The sequence below is a fragment of the Shimia sediminis genome, from assembly GCF_003990645.1.
GTDB lineage: Bacteria > Pseudomonadota > Alphaproteobacteria > Rhodobacterales > Rhodobacteraceae > Shimia > Shimia sediminis.
This window is the reverse complement of sequence record NZ_RYZK01000010.1, coordinates 124,604-139,360: the sequence shown is the minus strand read 5'-3', so window position 1 is coordinate 139,360 and position 14,757 is coordinate 124,604. Positions and strand designations below refer to the sequence as shown.

Sequence of the window (14,757 nt, the reverse complement as noted above, 5' to 3'; positions counted from 1 at the left end):
AGACAGAAATGAACGATCCTATCGCTGACATGCTGACCCGTATCCGCAACGGCCAGATGCGTGGCAAGTCGACCGTGTCGACGCCTGCGTCGAAACTGCGCGGCTGGGTTCTGGATGTACTGGCCGACGAAGGCTACATCCGCGGCTACGAAAAGTCTGAAGAAAACGGCCATCCGGCGTTTGAAATCAGCCTGAAATACTACGAAGGCACTCCTGTCATTCGCGAAGTGAAACGGGTCTCGAAACCCGGTCGTCGCGTGTACATGGGCGTCAATGACATCCCCGTTGTCCGTCAGGGCCTCGGTGTGTCGATTGTCTCCACCCCCAAGGGTGTGATGTCGGATGCAAGCGCACGTGCCAACAATGTTGGTGGCGAAGTGCTCTGCACCGTCTTCTAAGGAGAAGCAGATGTCTCGTATTGGTAAACGTCCAGTCGATCTGCCCAGCGGCGTAACTGCTTCTGTCTCCGGTCAGACGATCGAAATCAAAGGTCCGAAAGACACCCAGTCCTTCACCGCAACTGACGATGTCACGATTGCTGTGGAAGACAACGCTGTGACCGTGACTCCGCGTGGTTCGTCCAAGCGCGCACGTCAACAGTGGGGCATGTCACGCACCGTTGTGGCCAACATGGTCCAGGGGTGCACCGAGGGCTTCAAGAAAGAGCTTGAGATCAACGGTGTTGGTTATCGTGCGCAGATGCAGGGCACTGTCCTGAAACTGTCGCTCGGTCTCAGCCACGAAGTGAACTTTGAAGTGCCGGCCGGTATCACCGTGACCGCACCAAAGCCCACTCAGATCATCGTTGAAGGCACCGACGCACAACTCGTCGGCCAGGTTGCGGCCAACATCCGCGAATGGCGCAAGCCCGAGCCCTATAAAGGCAAAGGCATCAAGTACAAAGACGAGTATATCTTCCGCAAGGAAGGCAAGAAGAAGTAAGGACCAGACAAATGGCAAACAGCAAAAGAACCCTGTTTCTGAAGCGCCGTCTGCGCGTCCGGAACAAGCTTCGCAAGGTCAACGCAGGACGTCCGCGTCTTTCGGTACACCGTTCGAACAAGAACATCAGCGCTCAGCTGATCGACGATGTGAACGGCGTGACCCTTGCAGCAGCATCCACCCTGGAAAAAGACCTCGGCTTTGTTGGCAAGAACAGCGTAGAAGCGGCAGCCAAAGTTGGCGCAGCTATCGCCGAACGTGCCGCCAAAGCCGGCGTGACCGAAGCATACTTCGATCGCGGTGGTTTCCTCTTCCACGGCAAAGTGAAGGCTGTCGCCGACGCTGCGCGTGAAGGTGGCCTGAAGATCTAAGAACCTGAGGGGGACGGCACCGTCCCCCCGATGATCCGGGGGCTCCGGCAACGGGGTCCACCAGGATTGAATTAACGGCGCCAAGCGCCAGTCAGAAAGGAATGCCGATATGGCAGAACGTGAAAACCGCCGGGGTCGTGGTCGCAACCGCGAAGAAGAAACTCCGGAATTCGCCGATCGTCTCGTTGCGATCAACCGTGTTTCGAAAACCGTAAAAGGTGGTAAGCGCTTCGGCTTTGCTGCTCTGGTTGTCGTAGGCGATCAAAAAGGCCGCGTAGGCTTCGGCAAAGGTAAAGCGAAAGAGGTCCCCGAGGCCATTCGCAAAGCCACCGAGCAAGCCAAGCGTCAGATGATCCGCGTGCCGCTGCGCGAAGGTCGTACTCTGCACCACGACATCGAAGGCCGTCACGGCGCCGGTAAAGTGGTCATGCGTACCGCACCAGAAGGTACCGGGATCATCGCAGGTGGTCCGATGCGTGCCGTTTTCGAAATGCTCGGCATCAAAGATGTTGTGTCGAAATCGATCGGTTCGCAGAACCCCTACAACATGATCCGCGCCACCATCGACGGTCTGCAGAAAGAAAGCAGCCCCCGTCAGGTTGCCGCACGTCGTGGCAAAAAAGTTGCCGACATCCTGAAAAAGGATGACGCACCGGCACCTGAAGCCGCTGAAGCGTAAGGAGAGCGAGACATGGCTAAAACCATCGTTGTCAAACAGGTCGGCTCGCCGATCCGTCGCCCCGCAGAACAGCGTGCCACGCTGATCGGTCTGGGCCTGAACAAGATGAACCGCACCCGTGAACTGGAAGACACCCCTTCGGTCCGCGGCATGGTCAACAAGATCCCCCACCTCGTCGAGATCATCGAAGAGAAGGGCTAAGTCCCAACGGACTTGGAATTACAACGCCTCGCAGGAAACTGCGGGGCGTTTTTCATTGGGTCTCGAAGATCGCCTTTCAAGGGTTTGTGATGTGCGCTCAGTGCATAGCTGCCCTGCGCCAGTTTGGCTTGTAGCCGGGCAGGGGCAGGCATATCTGCCACTTAACATGACAAAAGTATGACACCCGAGATTCCCCAGATCCCGGAAGACGCCCGAAGGAAACGCACATGGCTTATATCACCACGACCCCCGCAGGCACCGGTCTGCTGTACCGCATTTACTCGATTCTCGACACACTTCTGGGTGGCGCGCTGAAAAGCAGTGCCTACAAGCGCACCTATCGCGAGCTGTCGCGCCTGTCGGATCGCGAACTCGACGATATCGGCCTGCGCCGCATCGATATCGAAAGCGCCTGCGCCGCCTGCACCGCGCACTGATCCGTCACCCACTCACGCACAAGCGACGGAAAACGCCCCGATGGCTTGGCCACGGGGCGTTTTCTTTTGCCGGAAGCGTCTCAAGCCCCCTTGAGACACGAAGCTGATCCTGAAACGCGCGAGGCACTTAGCAAAACGCCTAAATGTTATGCAATCCGTGCATGACGGGCTTGCCGGAACATCAGTTGTTGTGGTGCAGATCAGACCCTAAATGGGCGTCATAGCCAAAACGGCTCATCTCATCGCCCGGGTTGACCTCGTCCCCGGACCGCACACCCAAAGGACCAGACACATGACCAACGCTACTATCGCTATCGCAGAATTCGGCTTCTTCAACGCTTTCCGTGACTTTTTCGCAGACCTGCGCGTGACATGGGCCGAGCGCACGGCTTTCCACCGCACCTACAACGAACTTTCGAACCTCACAGACCGCGAGCTGGCTGACATTGGCCTGCGCCGGTCGGACATTGCCGAGGTTTGTGCACAGGCTGCACGTCAGTAATCCGTCACTCCCCAGTGATTGACCAGGTGATTGAAACGCCCTGCCAGACTCTGGCGGGGCGTTTTTCATTTTACCATCGCGACCCATGCAAATTGCGCAAACCGGGGATGAGAAATTCATAGGTTCTCGGGGCTTAGCTGCGGACCTATGACAGACCGATCACAAAGCAACAAAAAAGGTAAATACTCATGGCACTGGCTATTTTGCACGCGCCGCGCTTTGCCAAACTCTTCGATCTGGGCCAGTCCCTGAAATCGCTGTTTGCCAAAGAGCACGTTCCCCACTGGACCGAATACCTGCGCGACGACGTGCGCAAGTAATCCCGCCCTGGGCCGCCGGCCCAAAGGTTTCAAAACACGCTCTGCCAGACCAGCAGGGCGTGTTTTGCGTTTACCGGGGCCGGGTGGGCGCAAAAATCTCGGTCGGCCCCGGCAGCCCCTTCAAATCGAAAGAGCCGATGCTTTGGGGGCGTTCCTGCAGCAGGCCTGCCATCTCACCTGACATCAACAGCGCCTGACCCGTCTCGCCACATAGCGCTTCGATCCGCGCCGCCAGATTGACCGCCGACCCCAGCACCGTGAAGTCCAGCCGCCGCTCTGACCCTGTGTTGCCATACAGCACGTTGCCGATGTGCAGGCCGATGCCGAACTGAATGTCCGGTGTTTGCCGGGCCAGCGCCGCCTGCGCCGCTGCTGCCGCATTCCGGGCGGCCTCGGCCCGATCTGTGCTGGCCACAGGAAACACCGCCAGCACACCATCGCCCATGAACTTCAGGATTTCACCGTCATGGGCGCGGACTGCGCTGTCCACGATGTCGAAATAGTCATTGGCAATCGACACGGTCTCTTCCACGGGCAGTTCGGTGTTGAGCCGCGTCCAACCCCGCAGATCGCTCACCAGAATGGCGGCCTCCAGCCGATCAACATGCCCGCGGGTGATCTCGCCCCCCAAAACCCTCTGGCCCGTCAAGGGACCCAGATAGGTTGTCGCCACCGCCTTTGAAAGCACCGTCAGCCGCCGCACCTCGACCAGCGGCGCGACAACCGGCGCGACCTTCAGCATCCCGTCAACGTCGTGCTGCGTAAACCCATCGGGCGCATCGGTCACCGCAATCAGGATGCCGCTCACATGGTCGCCATAGGGCAACGGAAGGCCCAGGTAATCCGTTGCCCCCCGTTCGCGCAGCTCATGATAGGCCAGGTGGTGTTCGGGGGTCAGCTTGCTCAGATCCTGACGCACCGGCGCCCGGGTCTGTGAAATCTGCGCCATCGGGCTGCCGGCAAATGAGCTGCGTTGCTCCAGCCCGTGCGGGCTGACAAACACCTGCTGCGGCCCGGTCTCGCGCTCCCAGATGGTGCTGATCGCCGTGACCAGCGGATGCGTGGTCCGCATGGCAATACGCAACCGCCACAGCGGCACACCGGCTTCGCACAACCTGTCGGCCAGCGCATAGGTCAGCGCCTCCAGATGCGGCATCGCGGGACCTTCATGCAGCAGCCAGCCTGTCACTTCATCGTGATTCCATGTCATGCCTTGAATGTAGAGAGTTTGCGTCGCGTTCCCAGAGGAAAGCGGGAAACCACAGTACTTGCATCAGTCCTGCGCGTCGTCTATACGCCCCCGGTGGCGTTTTGCGCCACGAGAATCAAAACCAAGAAACGCCGTGGTTGGCCCGTTAACGCTTCGGGGGTCACATCCGGCAAAGGAGAAGCGAAATGAAACTTCATGAACTGCGCGATAACGACGGCGCAACCAAGAAACGCACACGTGTTGGCCGTGGTCCGGGTTCGGGCAAGGGTAAAACCGGTGGCCGTGGTATCAAAGGCCAGAAATCGCGTTCGGGTGTTGCGATCAAAGGGTATGAAGGCGGCCAGATGCCCCTCTACCAACGTCTGCCCAAGCGTGGCTTTAACAAGCCGAACCGCAAGAAATTTGCCGTTATCAACCTGGGCCTGATCCAGAAATTCGTCGACGCTGGCACGCTCGACGCCAAAGCCATCATCACCGAAGACCTGCTGGTCGAAACCGGTGTTGTGCGCCGCAAACTGGACGGTATCCGTGTTCTGGCCAAAGGCGAAGTGTCCGCCAAGCTGAACATCGAAGTCACCGGTGCGTCCAAATCGGCCGTTGAAGCTGTCGAGAAAGCAGGCGGTTCGTTGAAAGTGGCTGCCGCGGCTGCGGCAGAATAAGAGGTTGTGAGCGGGCGCGCAGCCCCTTACATACACTTCTAGTTTTCCAGACGCCGCCGAACCGGAGAACGGTTTTGGCGGCGTTTCCAGTTTAAGAGAGATCCGAATGGTATCTGCAGCAGAGCAAATGGCGGCCAACACAAGCTGGGCCGCTCTGACCAAAGCCACCGATCTTCGCAATCGTATCCTGTTCACTCTGGGTCTTCTGATCGTTTATCGTCTTGGCACCTTTATTCCGGTGCCCGGGATTGACGGCGTGGCCCTGCGCGAATTCATGGACGATGCGGCGGCCGGTATTGGCGGTATGCTAACCATGTTTACCGGCGGTGCGCTGGGACGCATGGGCATTTTTGCTCTGGGGATCATGCCCTATATCTCGGCCTCGATCATCGTGCAGCTTCTGACTTCGATGGTGCCGTCACTTGAGCAGCTCAAGAAAGAGGGCGACTCGGGGCGTAAAAAAATCAACCAATACACCCGCTACGGCACCGTGGCGCTGGCGACACTGCAATCCTACGGTCTGGCGGTATCGCTCGAGGCCGGCGAACTGGTGACCGATCCCGGTATGTTCTTCCGGATTTCCTGCATGATCACCCTTGTGGGTGGCACCATGTTCCTGATGTGGCTGGGTGAACAGATCACCGCACGCGGCATCGGTAACGGTATTTCGCTGATCATCTTTGTCGGCATCATCGCCGAAGTTCCCGCCGCGCTGGCCCAGTTCTTTGTGTCCGGTCGCTCGGGCGCCATCAGCCCCGGTGTGATCATCGGCGTGATGGTGATGATGGTGGTGCTGATCGCTTTCGTGGTCTTCATGGAGCGCGCCCTGCGCAAGATCCACATTCAGTACCCGCGCCGTCAGGTTGGCATGAAGGTTTATGACGGTGGCTCGTCGCACCTGCCGGTCAAGGTGAACCCCGCGGGCGTGATCCCGGCGATCTTTGCCTCGTCGCTGCTGCTGCTGCCGACCACGATCTCTACCTTCTCAGGTGCCTCAACCGGCCCGATCATGTCGACGATCCTCGCCTACTTTGGCCCGGGTCAGCCGCTGTACCTGGCGTTCTTCACGCTGATGATCGTGTTCTTCGCCTATTTCTACACCTTCAACGTGTCGTTCAAACCGGACGAAGTGGCCGACAACCTCAAGAACCAGAACGGCTTTGTGCCCGGCATCCGCCCCGGCAAGAAGACCGCCGAGTATCTTGAGTATGTGGTGAACCGCGTTCTGGCGGTTGGCGCGGCCTACCTTGCGGCAGTTTGTCTCCTTCCGGAAGTTCTGCGTGGCCAGCTGGCGATCCCCTTCTATTTTGGCGGGACCTCGGTTCTGATTGTTGTATCGGTGACAATGGACACCATCCAACAGGTTCAGAGCCATCTCCTGGCCCATCAGTACGAGGGTCTGATCGAAAAGTCGCAGCTGTCCGGCAAGGGCCGCAAGCGCAAGCGTAAAGGACCTGCACGCCGATGAACATTATCCTGCTTGGACCGCCCGGCGCGGGCAAAGGAACCCAGGCGCGCATCCTGATGGACGCGCGTAACATGATCCAGCTCTCGACCGGCGACATGCTGCGCGATGCCAAGGAGTCCGGGTCCGAGATGGGTAAAATCGTTGCCGACGTCATGGCGCGCGGCGATCTGGTCACCGACGAGATCGTGATCGGCCTGATCCGCGAAAAGCTCGAAGGCGACAAGCAGGGCGGTTTCATCTTTGACGGCTTCCCCCGCACGCTGGCCCAGGCCGACGCCCTGGGTAAGCTGCTCGCCGAAAAGGGCGAGACACTGGATGCTGTCGTTGAAATGCAGGTTGATGACGAAGCGCTTGTCGCCCGCATCACCGCACGGTCCACCTGTGGCGACTGTGGTGAGGTGTACAATGACCTGACCAAGCCGCAACCGGCGGACGGCAAATGCTCAAACTGCGGAGCGTCAAACTTCAAGCGCCGGGCTGACGACAACGCCGAAAGCCTCAAGCAGCGCCTGATGGAATACTACAAAAAGACCTCTCCGCTGATCGGCTACTACTACGCCAAGGGCGATCTGCGCAGCGTGAACGGGCTGGGCGAGATCGACGAGGTCAAGGTCGCGATTGATCAGGCGCTCGGCTAAGATTGATCGCAAAAGGATTTCCCCGGGATACAGGGGGCAGGGCGCTGACACTCTCAGCGCCCTTTTTGATGAAATCTGATGCAGAACAGGGCGTAAAATCCTGACCAGATTCTCCCCAACTCACACATGGTCGTGAATTCGTCGAGATCACTAAAAAAGGGCTTTGGTTGCAGGCACAAAGATGCTTAACATATTCTTGTGAGTCATTTATTTAGTTAACTTGTTTTTTTAGATAATTCTGTTGGGAAAGAAGTTTGCAAAAGTGTTCTTTTTGCGAAGCCGAGACTGGGGTCGGTGAGCGCAAGTGTAGAAAATGTGGTGCCAGGTACGGGTATCTCGTCGGAAAAGAGGTGCGATCAGCCCAGTGGATCACCTGGGGCCAGTCGCTGAGTGTGGCTGTTGCCGCAGTTTGCGGTGTCCTGGTCTTCTCTCAATCTGCGGCCTTTGCCCGCCTGATCGCCTTGGCTGTGGCAATAGTCGGCATTTGGGTCGCGGCCACTCTCTTGCGGGCGCGATCAAAGGGGCAAAAGTGGTGGCGCAAGACGCTTGTCTGACAGGGGGTTGACTGCCCTCCAAATTCCCCATAAACCGCACCATCTCCACCCGGAGAATCATATTGCCCAAGGGGTCGCACCCCGTAAGCGAGATCACCTGAATCAGCTGAGGCCCGGCCGCGTCACGCGTCGGGCTTACGTTGTGAAAAAAGGTTCCGGCGCTACGGAACCGCAACGAAAAGGAAAGTGACACGTGGCACGTATTGCCGGCGTAAACATCCCGACCCACAAACGGGTCCCGATCGCCCTGACTTATATCACTGGTATTGGCCATACCTCGGCCAAGGAAATCTGCGAAAGCGTCAAAATCGACGCCGCCCGTCGTGTGAACGAACTGAGCGACGCAGAAGTTCTGGCCATCCGCGAGCACATTGACGCCAACTACACCGTCGAAGGTGACCTGCGCCGCGAGACTCAGATGAACATCAAACGTCTGATGGACCTGGGCTGCTACCGTGGCCTGCGCCACCGTCGTAACCTCCCCGTACGCGGTCAGCGTACCCACACCAACGCTCGTACTCGCAAAGGCCCTGCTAAGGCCATTGCTGGTAAGAAGAAGTAATAGGGAGGGTTTGATCAATGGCACGTGATAAGACTCGTACGAAGAAAAAAGAGCGTAAGAACATCGCATCCGGTGTTGCGCACGTTAACTCGTCGTTCAACAACACCAAGATCCTGATCTCGGACGTTCAAGGCAATGCAATCGCATGGTCTTCGGCCGGTACCATGGGTTTCAAAGGGTCGCGTAAATCGACTCCTTATGCTGCTCAGATGGCTGCTGAAGACGCAGGCAAAAAGGCACAGGACCACGGCGTCAAGACGCTGGAAGTCGAAGTTCAGGGCCCCGGTTCGGGTCGTGAATCGGCTCTGCGCGCCCTGGCTGCAATCGGTTTCAACATCACCTCGATCCGTGATGTGACCCCGATCGCGCACAATGGTTGCCGCCCGCCGAAACGCCGCCGCGTCTAAGCACTGTTTTCCCGCTGGGGCCGCGTGACTTTCACGGCCTCAGTTCGTCATTTTGAAACCTCGGGAGTCTGGCGCTCTCGGACATGGCCGCCGGACAGGAATTGAGGAGACACGCATGATCCACAAGAATTGGGCAGAACTGATCAAGCCGACCCAGCTTGACGTAAAGCCGGGTAATGATCCCGCGCGCCAGGCCACCGTGGTCGCCGAACCGCTGGAACGCGGCTTTGGTCTGACCCTGGGCAACGCCCTGCGTCGCGTTCTGATGTCGAGCCTGCAAGGCGCGGCCATCACATCGGTTCAGATTGATAACGTTCTGCACGAGTTCAGCTCGGTTGCCGGTGTGCGCGAAGACGTCACCGACATCATCCTGAACCTCAAGGGCGTCTCCCTGCGCATGGAAGTCGAAGGGCCCAAGCGCCTGTCGATCAATGCCAAGGGTCCGGGCGAAGTCACCGCCGGTGACATTTCGGACAGCGCTGGCATCGAAATCCTGAACAAGGATCACGTGATCTGTCACCTCGACGATGGCGCGGACCTGTTCATGGAACTGACCGTCAACACCGGCAAGGGGTACGTGTCGGCTGACAAGAACAAGCCTGAAGATGCACCCATCGGTCTGATTCCGATCGACGCGATCTATTCGCCGGTCAAACGCGTCAGCTACGACGTTCAGCCGACCCGCGAAGGTCAGGTTCTGGACTATGACAAGCTGACCATGAAAGTGGACACCGACGGCTCGATCACGCCGGAAGACGCCGTGGCTTTTGCCGCGCGTATCCTGCAGGACCAACTGTCGATCTTCGTGAACTTCGAAGAGCCCGAATCCGCTGGCCGTCAGGAAGAAGACGATGGTCTCGAGTTCAACCCGCTTCTCCTGAAGAAAGTGGACGAGCTGGAACTGTCGGTACGGTCTGCCAACTGCCTCAAGAACGACAACATCGTTTATATCGGCGATCTGATCCAGAAAACCGAAGCCGAGATGCTGCGCACCCCGAACTTTGGTCGCAAGTCGCTGAACGAGATCAAAGAAGTTCTGTCGGGCATGGGTCTGCACCTTGGCATGGATGTCGAGGACTGGCCGCCGGACAACATCGAGGACCTCGCCAAGAAGTTCGAGGACTCGTTCTAAGACCTCTCGTAGGTCGGACAAAATTGTCCGACCTACACCTCAAAACCCGTTTTGTACAAATTGTACAAAATGGTCATTTCCCCCAAAGGGAGATGTACAAAATGGAGAGTTCGGGCCTTTTTGCCCCAAGGAGAGCCGCTGACACGCATCAGAGGCCAGACAAAGTAAAATCGCCTGTAGAAGGCACATTAGGAGATTAGAAAATGCGTCACGCACGTGGATACCGCCGCCTGAACCGGACACATGAGCACCGTAAAGCTCTGTTTGCCAACATGGCCGGCTCGCTCATCGAACATGAGCAAATCAAAACAACCCTGCCCAAGGCCAAAGAACTGCGCCCGATCATCGAAAAGATGATCACGCTGGCCAAACGCGGCGACCTGCACGCTCGTCGTCAGGCAGCATCGAAACTCAAAGAAGATCAGTACGTTACCAAGCTGTTTGACGTTCTCGGCCCGCGTTATGCCGACCGTCAGGGCGGCTATGTGCGCATCATGAAAGCGGGCTTCCGCTATGGTGACATGGCCCCGATGGCAATCATCGAATTCGTCGACCGCGACGTCGATGCGAAAGGCGCCGCTGACAAGGCCCGCGTCGCAGCCGAAGAAATGGCCGCTGACGAAGAATAAGAACGCTCGGGATCGCCCGACAGTTCAGCCCCCGCCTGGCAACAGGCGGGGGTTTTTTGTTTTCAGATTTCCGCCACGATGATGTAAGTCTTTGTAAAAGGGTGGAAATCTTCGGAAAACCAGCCACTACCGCGGATGGAAGGGAAACGATCATGAGTATATTGCGGCACATCCCCGAGACCCTTTCAGGGCCCTCCGTCTGGACCGGGCGCGAGATGCAGGCCCGCCAGAAGGACTGGTTGATCCAGCTCTCTGACATGGACATCGCCGACCTTGAGAGCGCCGCGCGCCAGTATCTGTCTCTGGGTCAGGACATCGGTGACATCACCAAGGGCACATTTCCCCTGACGCACTTTGCGGGTCACGTGGCCAAGATGCGCGAGAAACTGATCCACGGGATCGGCTTTGAAGTGCTCCGAGGCTTGCCAATTGCCTCTTACACACAGGAAATGGCGGCGACGATTTTCTGCGGGATCGGGGCGCATCTGGGCTCTGCACGGTCGCAGAACGCAGCGGGTCATATCCTTGGTCATGTGCGTGATGTGGGAGCTGATGCCAAGGATCCCACCACGCGGATCTATCAAACACACGAACGCCAGACATTTCACACCGACAGCGCTGATATTGTTGCACTTTTGTGCCTGCAGGATGCGCAGCAAGGCGGCGACTCGCTGCTTGTCAGCGCCGAGGCACTCTATAACCGCATGCGCGCTGAACACCCTGATCTGCTGGAACGCCTGTTCGATCCCATCGCCACTGACCGGCGGGGGGAGGTGCCCGAGGGAATGCAGCCCTTTATGACCATTCCACCGCTCAACTGGCACGCAGGAAAACTGATAGTGTTCTACCAGCGTCAGTACATCGACAGCGCGCAACGCTTTCCCGAGGCAATGCGTCTGAGCGATGCCCATGTCCAAGCACTCGACATGTTCGACGCAGTGGCCAACGATCCGGACATGCACCTGACCATGCGGCTGGAACCCGGCGACATGCAGTTTGTCTATAACCATGCTCAGCTACATGACCGCACTGGTTTCATCGACCGTCGACCGCCGGAAAAACCGCGACACCTCCTGCGGCTTTGGCTCTCGCCCGAAGGGGACCGTCCATTGCCCGAATGCTTCAAGCAGCGTTATGGCAGTATCGAGATAGGCGATCGGGGCGGTATCCTCACCAAAGGCACGAGGCTGCACGCGCCGCTCGATTGACATGGCCTTGCAAATCATGGCTAGCCCTCGCATATCCATGAGGCAACTTGACGAGGAAAGCCCATGTTTCGCGCAACGCTTACGGCCCTGACCATTGCCCTGGCTTCCATTGCCTCTGCCGAGACCAAAGTCCCGCATAGTCAGGCAGAAATCTCGCTCGGATTTGCGCCCTTGGTAAAAGAGGCGGCTCCTGCGGTGGTCAACATCTACGCCAAGCGCGTGGTCGAGGTACGTGACAGCCCCTTTGGAGGCGACCCCTTTTTCCAGAACCTGTTTCGTGATTTCGGCAAGACGCGACCGCGGGTGCAAAACTCGCTGGGGTCCGGTGTGATCCTGTCCGAGGATGGTATTGTGGTGTCAAACTATCACGTGGTGGGCCTGTCCACCGATATCCGGGTGCACCTGAATGACCGGCGCGAGTTTAACGCACGCGTGCTTCTGGCCGACGAGGAAAGCGACCTGGCGATCCTGCAACTCGAGGGCGCCAGTGACATGCCGCACCTGAGCCTGCGCAACAGTGATACGGTCGAAGTGGGCGAGCTGGTATTGGCCATCGGCAACCCCTTTGGTGTGGGGCAGACCGTGAGCAGCGGGATTGTCTCGGGCCTTGCGCGCTCGGGCATGGCGACGGGCAATGCGCGCGGCTATTTCCTGCAGACCGACGCGCCGATCAACCCCGGAAACTCAGGCGGTGCGCTGATTGACATCAACGGCGATCTGATTGGTGTGAACACGTCGATCCTGACCCGCTCAGGCGGGTCAAACGGGATTGGTTTTGCTATCCCTGCGTCGCTGGTAAAGCAGTTCGTCGATCAGGCACGCGGCGGGCAGGATGATTTCCAACGCCCCTGGGCAGGCATGTTTGGTCAACCCGTGGACGCCGATATGGCCGAAGGTTTGGGGCTGGAGCAACCGGGTGGCATCGTGATTTCGGAACTGCATGACGACAGCCCGTTTCTGAAAGCTGGCTTTCGTGCAGGGGACGTGATCCTGGATGTCGGAGGTCAGCCGGTCAACACGCCAGCTGAGATGATCTATCGTATGTCCGTGGCCGGCATCGGGCAGGATGTCGAGGTTATGGCGATCAAAGATGGCGAGCCTGCCACCGTGCGTGTTGGGTTGATCAAGGCGCCTGAGACGCCCGGCCGGGACACGGTGACCACGGGGCGTAAGTCTGCGGTTCCAGAGATGGTATTGTCCAACATCAATCCGGCGGTATTGGGACAATATGGTCTACCACTGTCGTTGCGTGGCGTGGTGATAGAAGAGCCCGGTCCGACCGGTGGCCGTATCGGCCTGCGCCCCGGCGATGTTCTGCTGTCCGTGGATGATACCGAGATTGCCACCACCAGTGATGCCCGCGAGGCCTTGTTGAAGGCTCAGCGCAAGGTGACGATTGAGATTCAGCGCGGCAATCAGCGCATGGTTTCAAAGTTTCGTCTCTGATGGCGGACCTGTTCGACACTCCGGACGGCAAGGCGCCTGACACCGCACCGCGTCCCTTGGCGGACCGATTGCGACCCAAAACATTGGGCGAGGTGATCGGCCAGGAACAGGTTCTGGGCCCGGACGCGCCGTTGGGCGTGATGCTGGCCTCGGGCAGCTTGTCGTCCTTGATTTTCTGGGGGCCGCCCGGGGTGGGCAAGACCACCATCGCGCGGCTTTTGGCGGATGAAACAAACCTTCATTTCGTGCAGATCAGTGCGATTTTTACGGGCGTGCCCGAGCTGCGCAAGGTCTTTGAGGCGGCCAGGATACGGCGACAGAACGGGCAGGGCACGCTGTTGTTTGTGGATGAGATCCACCGTTTCAACAAAGCCCAGCAGGATGGGTTCCTGCCGCATATGGAGGATGGCACCATCCTCTTGGTCGGGGCCACAACCGAGAACCCATCGTTTGAGTTGAACGCCGCGGTGCTCAGTCGGTCGCAGGTGCTGGTGCTGGAGCGTTTGTCGTTGGCGGATCTTGAGCGCTTGGCGCAGCGGGCTGAGAAAGAGATGGATCGCGCTTTGCCATTGAATGGCCATGCTCGCGAGGCGCTGTTGGAAATGGCTGACGGCGACGGGCGCGCCTTGTTGAACCTGATCGAGCAGGTCGCAGCCTGGAAGGTGGACGGGAAGCTGGACTCGGAGGCGTTGGCCAAGCGGCTGATGAAGCGGGCGGCCAAGTATGACAAATCGGGAGACGAGCACTACAACCTGATTTCCGCCCTGCACAAATCCGTGCGCGGGTCCGACCCCGATGCAGCACTCTATTGGTTTGCGCGCATGTTGGAAGGTGGGGAAGATCCGCGTTTTCTGGCCCGGCGCATTACGCGGATGTCAGTGGAAGATATCGGTCTGGCCGATCCGCAAGCGCAGTCGGTGTGCTTGCAGTCCTGGGAGACCTATGAACGGTTGGGCAGTCCCGAGGGCGAGTTGGCGCTGGCCCAGGCCTTGGTCTATCTCGCGTTGGCTCCGAAATCGAACGGGGTTTACGTTGGATACAAGGCGGCGCGCAAAGCAGCCCGGAAAACCGGGTCGGAGCCGCCACCCAAGCATATCCTGAATGCGCCAACGTCCTTGATGGCGGATCAGGGTTATGGCGACGGGTATCAATATGACCATGACGCCGAAGATGGCTTTTCGGGGCAGGATTATTTTCCTGAAGGCATGAAGCGGCCGGTCATGTATCAGCCGGTCGAACGCGGGTTCGAGCGCGAACTGAAGCGGCGTCTCGACTATTTCACCAAGCTGCGTTTGAAGCGGAACGGGTGAGGGGCCAGCCCCTCTTGGCCGCATGCGGCCAATTCACCCCGAAGTATTTTTAGCAAGATGAAGCGAGGGCGGTGTCGCTTGA

General features: G+C 58.5%; 20 protein-coding genes. 19 read left to right on the top strand and 1 reads right to left on the bottom strand.

Features of this window, described 5'->3' with window-relative positions; all coding sequences use genetic code 11:
• The first annotated feature begins 8 nt into the window (after positions 1-8).
• From rpsH to EK369_RS22325, 8 genes are all read left to right on the top strand, one after another.
• Complete coding sequence (gene rpsH / locus EK369_RS17850; protein ID WP_127115629.1) at positions 9-398, top strand: 30S ribosomal protein S8; 390 nt, start codon at positions 9-11, stop codon at positions 396-398.
• Positions 399-408: 10 nt separating this feature from the next.
• Entirely contained in the window at positions 409-942 is a 534-nt protein-coding gene (gene rplF / locus EK369_RS17845) for a 50S ribosomal protein L6 (protein ID WP_127115628.1), read from the top strand.
• An 11-nt stretch (positions 943-953) separates the two neighbouring features.
• Complete coding sequence (gene rplR, locus EK369_RS17840; protein WP_127115627.1) at positions 954-1,313, top strand: 50S ribosomal protein L18; 360 nt, start codon at positions 954-956, stop codon at positions 1,311-1,313.
• Positions 1,314-1,422: 109 nt separating this feature from the next.
• Positions 1,423-1,992 (top strand): 30S ribosomal protein S5, encoded by a 570-nt coding sequence (gene rpsE, locus EK369_RS17835; RefSeq protein ID WP_127115626.1) that lies wholly within the window; start codon positions 1,423-1,425, stop codon positions 1,990-1,992.
• A 12-nt stretch (positions 1,993-2,004) separates the two neighbouring features.
• Positions 2,005-2,193, top strand: a complete 189-nt coding sequence (rpmD, locus tag EK369_RS17830) for a 50S ribosomal protein L30 (protein WP_127115625.1) — start codon at positions 2,005-2,007, stop codon at positions 2,191-2,193.
• 227 nt (positions 2,194-2,420) lie between these two features.
• A complete protein-coding gene (locus EK369_RS17825; RefSeq protein ID WP_127115624.1) occupies positions 2,421-2,630 on the top strand; it encodes a DUF1127 domain-containing protein in 210 nt (69 codons plus the stop codon).
• Positions 2,631-2,922: 292 nt separating this feature from the next.
• The gene (locus tag EK369_RS17820; protein ID WP_127115623.1) at positions 2,923-3,132 is read left to right on the top strand and encodes a DUF1127 domain-containing protein; all 210 of its coding nucleotides are present in this window, start codon (positions 2,923-2,925) and stop codon (positions 3,130-3,132) included.
• Between the two features lie 188 nt (positions 3,133-3,320).
• Positions 3,321-3,452 carry a hypothetical protein gene (locus EK369_RS22325; protein ID WP_268920620.1) on the top strand — a complete coding sequence of 44 codons (132 nt, stop codon included), beginning with the start codon at positions 3,321-3,323 and terminating at the stop codon, positions 3,450-3,452.
• Positions 3,453-3,522: 70 nt separating this feature from the next.
• Here EK369_RS22325 and EK369_RS17815 read toward each other — a convergent pair whose 3' ends face one another.
• Positions 3,523-4,662: an adenylate/guanylate cyclase domain-containing protein gene (locus tag EK369_RS17815; protein ID WP_127115622.1), complete on the bottom strand. Its 1,140-nt coding sequence runs from the start codon at positions 4,660-4,662 to the stop codon at positions 3,523-3,525.
• A gap of 185 nt (positions 4,663-4,847) precedes the next feature.
• Between EK369_RS17815 and rplO the strand changes: the two genes are divergently transcribed.
• The 11 genes from rplO to EK369_RS17760 all read left to right on the top strand — a co-directional run bounded on the left by rplO (position 4,848) and on the right by EK369_RS17760 (position 14,675).
• Complete coding sequence (rplO, locus tag EK369_RS17810; RefSeq protein WP_127115621.1) at positions 4,848-5,321, top strand: 50S ribosomal protein L15; 474 nt, start codon at positions 4,848-4,850, stop codon at positions 5,319-5,321.
• Between the two features lie 106 nt (positions 5,322-5,427).
• The gene (gene secY, locus EK369_RS17805) at positions 5,428-6,789 is read left to right on the top strand and encodes a preprotein translocase subunit SecY (RefSeq protein ID WP_127115620.1); all 1,362 of its coding nucleotides are present in this window, start codon (positions 5,428-5,430) and stop codon (positions 6,787-6,789) included.
• Complete coding sequence (locus tag EK369_RS17800; protein WP_127115619.1) at positions 6,786-7,427, top strand: adenylate kinase; 642 nt, start codon at positions 6,786-6,788, stop codon at positions 7,425-7,427. The genes secY and EK369_RS17800 overlap by 4 nt, the downstream gene beginning before the upstream one ends.
• Before the next feature lie 350 nt (positions 7,428-7,777).
• On the top strand, positions 7,778-7,981 hold the full coding sequence (locus tag EK369_RS17795; RefSeq protein ID WP_127115618.1) for a hypothetical protein: 204 nt from the start codon (positions 7,778-7,780) through the stop codon (positions 7,979-7,981).
• Between the two features lie 193 nt (positions 7,982-8,174).
• Positions 8,175-8,543: a 30S ribosomal protein S13 gene (gene rpsM / locus EK369_RS17790; protein WP_127115617.1), complete on the top strand. Its 369-nt coding sequence runs from the start codon at positions 8,175-8,177 to the stop codon at positions 8,541-8,543.
• Positions 8,544-8,560: 17 nt separating this feature from the next.
• Positions 8,561-8,950 carry a 30S ribosomal protein S11 gene (gene rpsK, locus EK369_RS17785; protein WP_127115616.1) on the top strand — a complete coding sequence of 130 codons (390 nt, stop codon included), beginning with the start codon at positions 8,561-8,563 and terminating at the stop codon, positions 8,948-8,950.
• Positions 8,951-9,065: 115 nt separating this feature from the next.
• The gene (locus EK369_RS17780) at positions 9,066-10,082 is read left to right on the top strand and encodes a DNA-directed RNA polymerase subunit alpha (RefSeq protein ID WP_127115615.1); all 1,017 of its coding nucleotides are present in this window, start codon (positions 9,066-9,068) and stop codon (positions 10,080-10,082) included.
• Between the two features lie 203 nt (positions 10,083-10,285).
• Positions 10,286-10,711, top strand: coding sequence for a 50S ribosomal protein L17 (rplQ, locus tag EK369_RS17775; protein WP_127115614.1), 426 nt, complete (start codon positions 10,286-10,288; stop codon positions 10,709-10,711).
• Between the two features lie 152 nt (positions 10,712-10,863).
• Positions 10,864-11,919 (top strand): TauD/TfdA family dioxygenase, encoded by a 1,056-nt coding sequence (locus tag EK369_RS17770; protein ID WP_206198111.1) that lies wholly within the window; start codon positions 10,864-10,866, stop codon positions 11,917-11,919.
• 63 nt (positions 11,920-11,982) lie between these two features.
• Positions 11,983-13,365: a trypsin-like peptidase domain-containing protein gene (locus tag EK369_RS17765; protein WP_127115613.1), complete on the top strand. Its 1,383-nt coding sequence runs from the start codon at positions 11,983-11,985 to the stop codon at positions 13,363-13,365.
• On the top strand, positions 13,365-14,675 hold the full coding sequence (locus EK369_RS17760) for a replication-associated recombination protein A (protein WP_127115612.1): 1,311 nt from the start codon (positions 13,365-13,367) through the stop codon (positions 14,673-14,675). The genes EK369_RS17765 and EK369_RS17760 overlap by 1 nt, the downstream gene beginning before the upstream one ends.
• Positions 14,676-14,757 lie beyond the last annotated feature (82 nt).